The organism is Nonomuraea sp. NPDC005730, assembly GCF_040630865.1.
In the GTDB taxonomy this organism is placed as follows: Bacteria; Actinomycetota; Actinomycetes; order Streptosporangiales; family Streptosporangiaceae; genus Nonomuraea.
In genome coordinates this window covers 1-11442 of record NZ_JBEXYK010000070.1, presented here as the reverse complement: position 1 = coordinate 11442, position 11442 = coordinate 1, and the positions used below count along the sequence as shown (strand labels likewise).

Annotated in this window: 11 protein-coding genes; 2 read left to right on the top strand and 9 right to left on the bottom strand. The window is 72.2% G+C overall.

The features are described 5' to 3' along the window. Nucleotides 1-294 precede the first annotated feature (294 nt). Complete coding sequence (locus ABZ444_RS44115; RefSeq protein WP_358010180.1) at nt 295-894, top strand: NUDIX hydrolase; 600 nt, start codon at nt 295-297, stop codon at nt 892-894. A 10-nt stretch (nt 895-904) separates the two neighbouring features. Here the strand turns inward: ABZ444_RS44115 and ABZ444_RS44110 are convergent, their stop codons facing one another. The 9 genes from ABZ444_RS44110 to ABZ444_RS44070 form a co-directional block, all read right to left on the bottom strand. Further along, nucleotides 905-3757 (bottom strand): CDP-glycerol glycerophosphotransferase family protein, encoded by a 2853-nt coding sequence (locus ABZ444_RS44110; RefSeq protein WP_358010179.1) that lies wholly within the window; start codon nt 3755-3757, stop codon nt 905-907. Between the two features lie 101 nt (nt 3758-3858). After that, complete coding sequence (locus ABZ444_RS44105; protein ID WP_357987372.1) at nt 3859-4173, bottom strand: MGMT family protein; 315 nt, start codon at nt 4171-4173, stop codon at nt 3859-3861. After that, nucleotides 4161-4520, bottom strand: a complete 360-nt coding sequence (locus ABZ444_RS44100; RefSeq protein ID WP_357987375.1) for a hypothetical protein — start codon at nt 4518-4520, stop codon at nt 4161-4163. The genes ABZ444_RS44105 and ABZ444_RS44100 overlap by 13 nt, the downstream gene beginning before the upstream one ends. A 56-nt stretch (nt 4521-4576) precedes the next feature. Beyond that, entirely contained in the window at nt 4577-5746 is a 1170-nt protein-coding gene (locus tag ABZ444_RS44095) for a S8 family serine peptidase (protein WP_358010178.1), read from the bottom strand. Then, on the bottom strand, nt 5722-6621 hold the full coding sequence (locus ABZ444_RS44090; RefSeq protein ID WP_358010177.1) for a hypothetical protein: 900 nt from the start codon (nt 6619-6621) through the stop codon (nt 5722-5724). The genes ABZ444_RS44095 and ABZ444_RS44090 overlap by 25 nt, the downstream gene beginning before the upstream one ends. A gap of 59 nt (nt 6622-6680) precedes the next feature. Next, nucleotides 6681-7910, bottom strand: a complete 1230-nt coding sequence (locus ABZ444_RS44085) for a S8 family serine peptidase (RefSeq protein ID WP_358010176.1) — start codon at nt 7908-7910, stop codon at nt 6681-6683. Then, nucleotides 7904-8626 carry a hypothetical protein gene (locus ABZ444_RS44080; protein WP_358010174.1) on the bottom strand — a complete coding sequence of 241 codons (723 nt, stop codon included), beginning with the start codon at nt 8624-8626 and terminating at the stop codon, nt 7904-7906. Before ABZ444_RS44080 ends, ABZ444_RS44085 begins: the two co-directional genes overlap by 7 nt. Before the next feature lie 48 nt (nt 8627-8674). Next, the gene (moeZ, locus tag ABZ444_RS44075; protein ID WP_357987388.1) at nt 8675-9856 is read right to left on the bottom strand and encodes an adenylyltransferase/sulfurtransferase MoeZ; all 1182 of its coding nucleotides are present in this window, start codon (nt 9854-9856) and stop codon (nt 8675-8677) included. Between the two features lie 43 nt (nt 9857-9899). Continuing rightward, complete coding sequence (locus ABZ444_RS44070) at nt 9900-10805, bottom strand: alpha/beta hydrolase (protein ID WP_358010172.1); 906 nt, start codon at nt 10803-10805, stop codon at nt 9900-9902. A 136-nt stretch (nt 10806-10941) separates the two neighbouring features. Here ABZ444_RS44070 and ABZ444_RS44065 point away from each other — a divergent pair, with 136 nt between their 5' ends. Continuing rightward, nucleotides 10942-11286 carry a hypothetical protein gene (locus tag ABZ444_RS44065; protein ID WP_358010171.1) on the top strand — a complete coding sequence of 115 codons (345 nt, stop codon included), beginning with the start codon at nt 10942-10944 and terminating at the stop codon, nt 11284-11286. Nucleotides 11287-11442: the final 156 nt, after the last annotated feature.

The window sequence follows — 11442 nt, the reverse complement described above, 5'->3', positions numbered from 1 at the left end:
TCAACAGGGCCCCCGCTGCCACGCCGCACCAACCGCCAGGTCTGACCACTCACAGCACTAGATTCCACCAGACCACACGGACAGATCGTGCCGACTTACCCGGTCTCCCCCGCGATCCGCCTACCGTATCGAGGCAAATATCCGAATATCGTGCGACACGCCGAGCCCGGGGTTTCGCCGTGGGCGTTGCGCTGCCTGGGGCGATGTAACGATCCGCACGATTGCCCCACACACGCAGCGTTGTCTCTTGTAACGTTGGGTTGATACTCGCGCCTTCGCTAGGGGGTTGGTCACATGCGCTGGCAGGTCCACTCCGAAACGTCGCTCTACGCCGACCAGTGGCTGGACATCCGGATCGCGGATGTGGAGCTGCCCGACGGGCGGCACCTCGATCACCGGCTGGTCCGCACCGCGCCGGCCGCGGGCGCGGTCGTCACCGACGACAAGGACCGGGTGTTGCTGATCTGGCGCCACCGCTTCATCACCGACAGCTGGGGCTGGGAGGTGCCGCTCGGCCAGGTCGACGAGGGCGAGATGCCGATGGCGGCGGCCGCCCGCGAGGTCGAGGAGGAGACCGGCTGGCGTCCGGGGCCGCTGCGCCCGCTGCTGTCCGTCCAGCCGACCAACGGCTTCACCGACAGCCTCAACCACGTCTACCGGGCCGACGCGGCCACCCACATCGGCCCGCCCAGCGACCCCTGGGAGGCCGAGCGCATCGAGTGGGTGCCCCTGTCGAGCGTCCGGCGCCTGGTCGAGGCCGGCGAGATCGTGTGCGCCACGACCCTGTCGGCGCTGCTCTACCTGCTCGTCGAGCGCCTTCCGGCCCCGCCGCGCCCCTTCGGGTACGACCCCGGCAAGCCCTTCATGCTCTCGGACCTGCCGATCGACCTCTGAGGCCGCGCCCTCAGGAGAACAGGTGGTCGACCACGCGGGCCGTCGCCTTGCCGTCGTCCTTGGGCGCGTACGTGGCCCGGAAGGCCTCGTAGCGGTCGGCGTGCGCGGCGGCCACCTCGTCGATGGAGCGCAGCGCGTCGATCACCTCGGCCGACGTCGGCAGCACCGGGCCGGGCGCCTGCTCGGGCAGGTCGAGGTAGAGCCCCCGCTTGGAGGAGTACTTCGCCAGGTCGTAGCCGTAGAAGACGATGGGCCGGCCGGTGGCGGCGAAGTCGAACATGACCGAGGAGTAGTCGGTCACCAGGACGTCGGTGACCAGCAGCAGATCGGCCATGTCCGGATAAGTCGTGACGTCGTGGGCGATGTCGGGGACGGCGGGCATGGCCTGCATCGGATGGGCGCGTACCAGGATCTCGTGGTCGGCGCCCAGGGCCTCGCGGGCCTTGGCCAGGTCGAGCTTGACCATGGCGTTCTTGCGGTCGTAGTCGCGCCAGGTCGGCGCGTAGAGCACCACCCGCTTGCCCTCGACCAGCCCGAGCCGTTCGCGGACGGCGGCGGCCCTGACCTCGCGCTCGGGCGAGTTGAGCACGTCGTTCCTGGGCAGGCCGCTCTCCAGGATCTCGCCCTTGTAGCCGAAGGCCCTGCGCAACACCGTGGTGGCCCACGGCGACTGCGACAGCAGCACGTCCCAGCCGCGCACCTCGGCCGCCTGCCGGTACCAGATCGGCGGACGGGGGTCGCGGGCCATGTGCGGCTGGTCGTTGCCGATGCGCTTGGCCGGGGTGCCGTGCCAGGTCTGCAGCACGACCTGGTCCTCGCGGGCACGGAACCAGGCGGGCAGGAACGAGTTGGTGACGATGTGACTGGAGCGGGCCAGCGCGGCGTGGTGCTCGCGGCTGCCCGCCCGTACGGCCCGCGCGCCGCCCGGCGGCACGAACGCGGCGTCCTTGACGATCCAGATGTGCTCGCGGTCGTCGCCCCTGCGCAGCCGCTCCTCGTAGATGGCGCGCACGCTGTCGGCGTAGAGCCGGCCGTCGTTGACGACGTAGACGGTCGCGTCGTGCAGCGGCTCGGTGCGCTGGGCCGGGTAGAAGACGCGGCGCAGCACGTGGGTGCCGGCCACGCCGCGCTCGTCGTTGGGCCGCCCCTCCTCGACCGCGATCACCGGCACGTCGAACCGGGTGGAGATCATCCGGTACGCCCGGCTGTCGACCGTACGCGGCTCCTCGTCGAGCCCCGGCAGGGCGGCGTGGTCCATCCGGAACGGCACGATCTCGCCCGACGGGTGCCGGAAGGACATGTTCCACGTGCCCAAGGCCAGCGGCACGGACTCGCCGAAACGATCCATGGACGAGGGCGTCACGCGGACGGAGAAGTCGTCGCCCGACCGCTCCATGGGCAGCGAGTACGACAGCCCCGACCGGTGGCGCAGCGTCAGCACCCGGGGGCCGGGGGCGTCGGGGTAGTCGCCGCGCAGCACCAGCGTGGAACCCTCCCACACGGCGGAGGTGATCACCGGTCGGATGCGGTGGGCGGAGACCACGACGCGGTCGCGCCGGTCGCCGAGCACGGTGATCTCCCGGTCGCCCACCGGAGTGCGCGTCTCGACCAGGTCGGCGAGCATGACGGAGGCCGCCGGGTCGCCCTTGGGCTCGACCCACAGCCGCCGGCCGTCCTTCTCCTGGAGCAGCGCGGGGACGGCGAGGCCGATCGACACCTCGGTGCCGCCGCCGGACGGCGTGAAGTCGGCGGCGATGCGGTGGCCGCCCAGCCTGGCGTGGCCCTTGGTCACGCTGCGGCCGGGCAGGAAGATCTTGAGTTCGAGGCGTTCGTCCTGGACGGACACGCCGGTCAGCTCGGCCCTGTTGGGCTGGAGCACGACCTGCAGCGCGCGGTCGGACGTCCAGACCGGACGCACCCACCAGCCGGGCTTCAGCTTGAGGCCGGCCGGGCGCTCGGGCCTGCCGATGGACGAGCCGCGCAGCAGGCCGGTCGCCCGCGCGCCACGGCTCCAGAAGACGATCTCGGCCCGCCAGGTCGTCGCGTCGGGCACCCCCGGACGGTGACGCAACCGCCGCCGCACGGCGTGGACCATGCCGCGCACGGCCCCGCGCCAGCGCAGCGGCCACGGGCTCAGCTCGGCGGTGAAGCCGGACCAGTCGTAGTTGCAGCCGGGCTCGCGCGCGCCGTGGGTGGCCTCGGGGGCGAGCACCCGCTTGGTGCGCATGCGGATCGGCGGCAGCCAGCGCGGCCCGCGCAGCACCACGGTCGCCCAGTTGAACCTGCGGCTGCGCACCGACAGCCCCGCCAGGTAGGCGAAGCCGGTGACGCGCAGCCTGCCGTCGACCCACACGATGTCGTCGATGTGGGTCACCGGCACCATGTCGGCGCGGCGCAGCCGGTAGAGGTCGGGCGGCAGCTCGTCGCGGAAGGGCAGGTCGGCGTACCAGCTCAGGCCCTTGCGGATGCGCTTGGACGGCTCGGCCGCCGCGGTGACGACCTTGACCAGCGTCTCGCCGTCGACCAGCTCGTCGTCGGGGCGGTGCTCGATCAGGTGGCAGATGACGCGGCGGGCGACGGGCAGGTCGCGCTTGACCTCCGCGGCCACGCCGGCCAGGTAGGGGCGGATCAGGGTGAGCAGCTCGCGCCGCCGCGCCGGGCCGCGCTTGACCGCGAGGTCGATGCGCGACCCCAGAGGCCCGCTGAGCACCTCGGTGTCGAACGCCGCGTCGCGGCCGCCGGGCCCGACGGCACGCATGACCGTCTCAAGAGGCTCGCCACGATCGCAGAGATCCTGGACAGCCTTGAGGCGGTCGGCGAGCGTGTCGCCGCTGTGGCGCTGGGCTGTGACGCCGGTGGCCATCGTGGAGGCACCGCCTTTCGGGCCTGTCAGTGTTCAGCCCATGGTAATGGGAGTCACCTGTCACAGAATCGCCTCAACAGCGAATCCGCAGGTCAGGCCCCTTACTGAAAATCGGCTGAACGCCCGTCCCAGCGCGCCCGCCTCATGTCCACCCGTTCGCCGCGCAGCGGGGTGCCCTCCTCGCGCCAGTGGGCCAGGCATCGTCGCAGGTGGTCGGGGGCGGCGCCGCTGCCGTCTGCGTGCACGACCCGCCACCACGGGACGCCGCCGCCCAAGGTGGACATCACCTTGCCCACCTGGCGGGGGCCGCCCTCGCCCAGGTATTCGGCGATGTCGCCGTAGGCCATGACCTTGCCGGGCGGGATGCGTTCGACCAGGTCGAGCACCCGCTCGGCGAAGGGATTCAGGGGGTCCATGCCGCCGGGCCCGCGTCGATGATCTCGTCGAACTTGCCGATCTCCATCACCGTCCCGCCGGACAGGACCTCGATCACGCCGTCGCGCAGCGCGTAGACCTCGCCGTCCTCGCCCACCAGGCGGGCGCCGAGGGCGGCCGACAGCCGCAGGAGCTGGGCCACCTGCCAGTCGGAGCCGGGCTCGCCCACGACCTGGCCCTGCCAGCGCGCCACCGCGTGCCGGCCGCCGTCGTGGCCGGCCACGATCTCCTCAGATCCGCGCAGCTCGAAACCGGCCGGCGCGATGGCCTTCGCGAGCTCCGCGAAGGCGAGTGGCGACTCGCGCACCACCCGCAGCTCGTATCCCATGACGCGCGACCATAGCGGATCTTTACCGTCCACGCGGGCGAAGTACGAGCGGTTCATCACTCCTTGCGCTGATTGAGAACGATGATCGCCCCGCAGAACGTCACCAGCGCGACCAGCACACCCCCTCCGTACAGCCACAACCGCAACGGATCGGCCCCTGGACGGGTCGGCACCGGGGAGTCCTCGCCCCGGCCGAAGTGGTCCTTTCCCGGCGCGGTCACGCTGCGCCGCTGACCGGTCAGGCGCTCGGCGGCGTTGAGCGCTGCCCCGGCGTCCACCACGCCGAACCCGGTGCTGTCGTCGTAGCCCGCCGCCGGACGGCCCCGCGCGCTGGCGGCCAGCGCCTGGGCCACCTGCTCGGGCGGCAGGGCGGGATAGCGCGACTTGATCAGCGCGGCCACGCCGGCCACGAGCGCGGCGGCCGAGCTGGTGCCGTCGGACAGCTCGTAGCCGCTGGGCCGCTTGACCACGGGCACCTGCACGCCGGGCGCGCCGACGAGAACCGACAGGTTGTCGCTGCTGAACGTGGCCTTCCTGCCCTGCTTGTCGGTCGCGCCGACGCCGATCACGCCCGAGTAGCCGGCCGGGAAGCTCCAGAACGAGGTGCCCTTCTCCTTGGCGTAGGGCGTCTGGCCGTCGTTGCCGACCGCGGCCACCAGCACCACGCCCTTGCTCAGCGCGTACGACACCGCCTCCCGCTCGGACCTGACCGGCCCGTAGGAGCCGATCGACATGCTGATGACCTGGGCGCCGTGGTTGGCGGCGTAGCGCAGGGCGCGGGCCAGCGAGCTCTCGGGCGACTGGAGGTCCGTGGGCGGCAGCAGGTCGAACGCCGGCTCGTCGTCGGTGGCCAGGGGCAGCGACAGGATGCGCGACTCGGGCGCGACGCCGATCAGCCCGTCGCCGGCGCCGGAACCGGCGATCAGCGCGGCCATGGCGGTGCCGTGCCGCCCCGGCTGCACCTCGCGGGCCACCGCGCCCGAGCTCATGTCGGGCCCGGTCGTGACGCGGCCCCTCAGCTCCTTGATCCCGGCGTCCACCGCGCTGTCCACGACGGCGACCGTGACGCCCTCGCCCTTGGTCACGTTCCACGCCTGCTCGACGTTGAGCGCGTCCAGCACCCATCGCTGCTGGTCCCTGACCGGGGCGGCCGTGGGCCCGAGGAGGACGAGCAACGTGGCCGCGAGCGCCCGTACGGCGGTCAGCACACGTTCCCCTGGGTGCACGGCGGAACCTTGGGGGGATCGGCCAGGAAGTAGGCGATCTGGTTGCCGACCGACTTGGCCGCCGGCCAGAGCTCGCTGTGCAGGATCTCCTCCGGGGGGATGGCGGCCCTGGTGCGCCCGTCGGCGTACCCGGCGGTGGAGAAGACGATGTACGGCCCGGCGCCCACCCAGCCGGTGCGCTGGCGCTGCTCGGTGCCGAAACGTTCGGTCACGGTGCCGGGGAAGGCCACGGGCAGCACGCCCACCCGGTCGTCCTGGCCCAGTTGCTCGCCCGCCGACACCCTGGACTCCTCGTCCTTCAGCACGGCCACGCCGACGGTGATGACGAAGGTGGAGGTCTGGTCGACGTACGTGGCGCGCAACATCGTGACGCACCCGTGGCTGTCGAGGACCCCGGCGACGGAGGCGTCCACGCCCTTGCCGCAGTCGGTCTCGGGGGCGATGCCGACCCGCCTGGCGTACTGCTGGGCGCGGTCGAGGCCGAGGTACTTGACCTCCTCGGGGAAGACGCCCGTGGCCGGCCACGCCTGCCAGCGCCGGGCGATCTCCTCCTGCTTGTACTGGTTCTGCTCGGCCGGGGTCAGCGGACGCGAGCGCGTCTCGTTGAGCAGCCCGATCGTGCCCAGCAGCACCACGAGGGCCGACACGGCCACGACCGCGCCGACCAGCACGACGAAGATGCGCCGAAAGCGCACGCCCTGCTGGAGGGCCGCCAGCTCGGCGCGTTCCTTGGCCGCGGTGCGCGTACGGGAGTTCGCCGCGGGCCAGGCGCGCACGCGGGCCCGGCGGCCGGTCGACGCCCCGAGCGGGTTGCTGCGTCCCGATGTGGCCTCGCCGGCGCGCGGTAGCCCTGAGGTCGACCTACGTGCCTTCACCACCCTGGCCTCGTTCCCGCGTTCGGTCGGTGTCTATTTCGTCCCCGTTAGCAGGCGGATCATGCGTCGTGTGCGCCGTGGTCGCGTCTTACCCGTCTGACCAGGAAGAATATGACCGCCAGGGACGCGAGCGCCCCGCCTGCGGCGCCGGCGGCGACGGCCGCGTAGATCGTCACCCGCCGGTGGTCCCTCGTGGTGACCCTGATGGGCCCGGCCGGGCCGCCCGCCAGGGGCAGGGCGGGGTCCTGGGCCTGCGGGCCGGTCGCGGTCTCGGTGTGCGCGGCCAGGCGGGCGGCCTCGGCCAGGGCCCTGCGGGCGTTGACGACGCCGAAGCCGGTGCCGGTGTCGTAGCCGCCGGGCGGGCGGTCGTCGGCGCTGTCGGCGAGCGCCTGGACGACCAGCGGCGGCGACATTTGCGGATATTTTGCCTTGATGAGGGCGGCGACCCCCGAGACGAGCGCGGTCGCCTGCGAGGTGCCCCGGCCGACCCAGTACTCGTCGCCGGGGCCCGCGCCCATGATGTCCACGCCCGGCGCGGCCACCAGCACCGAGGAGTTCCAGTTGGAGAACGTGGCCCGGCGCAGCCGCCGGTCGGTCGCCCCCACCGACACCACGCCGGGGAAGGACGCCGGGTAGGAGTAGGGCGCGAAGTCTCCGGCGGTCTTCCTGTCGCCGTCGTTGCCGGCCGCGGCCACCAGCACGACGCCCCGGGAGATGGCGTACCGGATGGCCGCCCGTTCCTCCCTGGTCGCGAGCTCCTTGGAGATCGACATGTTGACGACGTCCGCGCCCTGGTCGACCGCGTAGCGGATGCCCCTGGCCACGACGTCCTCGAAGCGCTCGGCCGAGTTGAACTCCCTGAAGCCCGGCTCCTCGTCCTCCAGGATGACCCGCACCGACAGGACGCCGGCCTCGGGCGCGACGCCGATGACGCCCTTCCTTCCCCCGGGCCCGTGGCCGTGCCCGGCGATCAGGGAGGCCATGTACGTGCCGTGCAGCCGCGGCGGCGCGACGCCCGGCGGGTTGGCGCCCACGGTGAAGTCGCGGCCCACGGTCACCGAGCCGGCCAGGTCGCGATGGGCCGGATCGACCCCGGAGTCGAGCACGGCCACCGTGACCCCCGCGCCCTTGGTGACGCGCCAGGCCGCGGGCAGGTCGAGCGTCTTGATCACGGCCCGCTGGCCGCCGCGCACGTCGTCGTCGGCGTAGGCGGGCGAGGCCGCGGGGAGAACCGCGAGAAGGACCGCGGGGGCGGCGGACAGCGCCTTCCCGGCGCGCCGCCTCAGCACCGCCATCCCTCGGCCGCGCAGTCGGGCATCCGGGGCGTGCTGAGGTCGAGCAGCACGCGATCGGACAGCTCGGTGGCGAAGGCGAAGATCGCCGGACGTGACTCGCCGGACGTGGTCGCGGGCCGGCCGTCCACCTGGCCCGCCGTGGTCAGCACGACGTACGGCCCCGCCTGGCGTACCGAACCGGCCTGCCGCATGGAGGGGGTGAACCGCTCGGCGACCGTGCCCGTGAAGCTCAGCGGCCGCAGCCCCGGCACGGGCTTGCCGTTGTCGGCGAACGCGCTCCTGGCCCGGACCGCGCGTGACTCGTCGGGCAGCGCCACCACGCCCACGGTGACGAGCACACCGCGCAGCGCGTCGATGTAGGTCGCCCGCAGCACGCCCCGGCAACCTGCCTCGCGCAACGTCCTGACCGCCTTCGCGTCGACCGACTCGGCGCCGCAGCCGGTGTGCGGCGAGATGCCGATGCGCTCGGCCCGCTCCTGCCCGCCCTGCTCGGCCGCGTACGGCAGAGCCGCGGGGAAGACGCGCCCGGCGGGCCAGGCACGCCAGCGTTCCGCGACCTCGCGCGTGGCGGCGGCACGCAGCTCGGACGCGCTCGGGCCGCGGGTCAGCTCGGTGCCCGCCGCGCTCCCGGCCACCCCGGCGGCCACCGCGCAGACCAGGGTCAGCGCGGAGGACACCACCAGGGTGAGCCAGGGGCGGGCGTGGTTCACGACACCGACACCTTAAGCGCCTCGGCGGGAGGTTCCCCGGAAAACGCCTCAGTAGCTGGGCAGGCTGGGGTCGACCGTCTTGACCCAGCTCAGCACCCCGCCGCCGACGTGCACCGCGTCGGCGAAGCCCGCGTTCTTGACGATCGCGAGGGCCTCGGCCGAGCGCGCGCCCGACTTGCAGTGGAGCACGATGCGCTTGTCCTGGGGCAGCTTCTCCAGGGCCGAGCCGTTGAGGAACTCGCCCTTGGGGATCAGCGTGGCGCCCGGGATGGAGACGATCTCGTACTCGTTGATCTCGCGGACGTCGACCACGTAGATGTTGTCGCCCTTGTCCATCATGGACTTGAGCTCCTGCGCGGTGATCGTGGAGCCGCTGGCGGCCTGCGCGGCCTCGTCGGAGATCGCGCCGCAGAACGCCTCGTAGTCCTCCAGCAGCTCGGTGACCGTCGGGTTCTTGCCGCACAGCACGCACTCGGGGTCCTTGCGGACCTTGACGTCCCGGTACTTCATCTCCAGGGCGTCGTAGATCATCAGCCGGCCGACGAGCGGGTCGCCGATGCCCGTCAGCAGCTTGATCGCCTCGTTGACCTGGATCGAGCCGATCGACGCGCACAGCACGCCGAGCACACCGCCCTCGGCGCACGACGGCACCATGCCGGGAGGCGGGGGCTCGGGGTAGAGGCAGCGGTAGCAGGGCCCGTGCTCGGCCCAGAAGACGCTGGCCTGGCCGTCGAAGCGGTAGATCGAGCCCCAGACGTACGGCTTGCCGAGCAGCACGGCGGCGTCGTTCACCATGTAGCGGGTGGCGAAGTTGTCCGTGCCGTCGACGATGAGGTCGTAGCCGGAGAAGATCTCCATGACGTTCTCGGTGGTCAGGGTCGCGTTGTGGACGACGACCTCGACCAGGGGGTTGATCTCGCGGACCGACGCCGCGGCGCTCTCGGCCTTCAGCCTGCCCACGTCGGACTGGCCGTGGATGATCTGGCGCTGCAGGTTGGACTCATCGACGACGTCGAAGTCGATGATGCCGAGGGTGCCGACGCCCGCCGCGGCCAGGTACATCAGGGCGGGCGAGCCCAGGCCGCCGGCGCCCACGCACAGCACCTTGGCGTTCTTCAGCCGCTTCTGCCCGGCCATCCCGACATCGGGAATGATCAGGTGGCGCGAGTAGCGGCGCACTTCGTCTACGGTCAGCTCTGTGGCCGGCTCGACCAGCGGTGGCAACGACACGTTCTACGCTCCCGTTTCAGGGGGTCACATCTCTAGCTGAAACCTACTCGGCGAGTGGGGCATTCCCCAATCTCGTCTCACCGATCAGACGGCGTGCCTCCGCCGCCACCACGCGGGGCATCTCCATCATCGCCACGTGCCCCGCCGTCGGCAGCAGCACGAGCCTGACCTGCCGGAACGTACGGGCCGCCTTCGCCGCCATGGCCGGGCGCACCAGGCGGTCGTGCCGGCCGTGGACGATGAGGGTCGGGACCGCCACCTTGGCCGCCTGGCGCCACAGGCTGTCCTCGCCCCGCCGGAAGTACTCGGCCACGATGCCCCTCGCCGAGCCGATCATGGCCTCCCCCGCGTACGGGACGTCGTCGCGCCGGCGCAGCTCCTCCACCGCGTCGGCCAGGCGTACCGGGTGGACTGCGTTCATGTTCGCCCAGACCATGGCGAAGGAGGCGTTGATGCGCTGCTCGGCGGGGAGCAGGCGCAGCTTGTCCGCGAACCACTCGCCCACCCTGGGCACGGCGGCGGCGGCCACACGGACCGGCCCGTACCTGGGGAGCAGGTCGGGCAGCGCGGGCGAGATGAGCGTGAGCGAGCGGACCAGGTCGGGCCTGGCCGCGGCGACCCGCACCGCCACCGCGCCGCCCAGCGAGTTGCCGAACAGGTGGGCCGGGCCGGTGTGCTCCATCAGCCCGATCACCGCCGCGGCGTGGCCGGCCACCGTGTAGTCGCCGTCCCGCGGCGCCGGGGAGAAGCCCGCGCCGGGCAGGTCGAGGGCGTGGCCGGTGACGGTGTCCTTGAGCTCGTCCATGAGGTCGGTCCAATTGGTGGCCGAGCCCGCCAGCCCGTGGACGAACACGGCCTGCTCGGCCGGGCCGCCGTCGGGGGTGGATCGCACGTGCACCGGGCCGATCATGCGTCCCGGCCAGTGAGGGACCGGCTCCACCGCTGTCATACGTCCTCCTTGTCGCTCTTCCACGATAACCAGCGCGCCCAGGCGGGGTCTGCATTCCGTACAGACACCGTCTTTCCTTGACTTATCAGAGCATCGCTGGACATACAGCCTCAAACAGCGATTTGAGGGGGATGTCATGCTCGTCGGCCGCATCGGCACCATCGCCGCGGGCCTGGTGGCCGCGGCCGTCGCCGGAGGCGGGCTCGCCGCGCCGGGCGCGGCCGCCGCCACCCCGCCCCCGGCCACCCCGCCCCCGGCCGTCCTGTCCGCGCCGGGCTGCAAGTACCGGGTGCAACACGTCAGGACCTGGCTGAACGTACGCGCGGCGCCGAGAGGGCGGATCATCGACCGGCTGTACCCCGGCGACCACACGCGGGGCAGCTGCCGGCGGTTCGACGGATGGCGCAGGGCGCACGGGACCGAGCACGGCCGGCGCGGGTACGGCTTCTCCCACTACCTGAGGAAGTTCCGCCGGCGTTAGGCCGTCCCGGGTGGGACGGACATGTGGGACAGGCCCCGAAATTTCAGCTCATAGATATCTAAGTGCGTGTTTGAGAAGATCGTTCATGTATGGCGTGGCGGCGTGACGACCAGCTCGAAGGGGGCCAAGGTGTCTGGATGCCCCCGCAGCGCTACC

What these genes read in the sequence shown, in the direction of transcription:
- ABZ444_RS44115 (WP_358010180.1), top strand. Translation starts at nt 295, where the DNA reads ATGCGCTGGCAGGTCCACTCCGAAACGTCGCTCTACGCCGACCAGTGG.
- ABZ444_RS44110 (WP_358010179.1), bottom strand. Translation starts at nt 3,757, where the DNA reads ATGGCCACCGGCGTCACAGCCCAGCGCCACAGCGGCGACACGCTCGCC.
- ABZ444_RS44105 (WP_357987372.1), bottom strand. Translation starts at nt 4,173, where the DNA reads ATGGACCCCCTGAATCCCTTCGCCGAGCGGGTGCTCGACCTGGTCGAA.
- ABZ444_RS44100 (WP_357987375.1), bottom strand. Translation starts at nt 4,520, where the DNA reads ATGGGATACGAGCTGCGGGTGGTGCGCGAGTCGCCACTCGCCTTCGCG.
- ABZ444_RS44070 (WP_358010172.1), bottom strand. Translation starts at nt 10,805, where the DNA reads ATGACAGCGGTGGAGCCGGTCCCTCACTGGCCGGGACGCATGATCGGC.
- ABZ444_RS44065 (WP_358010171.1), top strand. Translation starts at nt 10,942, where the DNA reads ATGCTCGTCGGCCGCATCGGCACCATCGCCGCGGGCCTGGTGGCCGCG.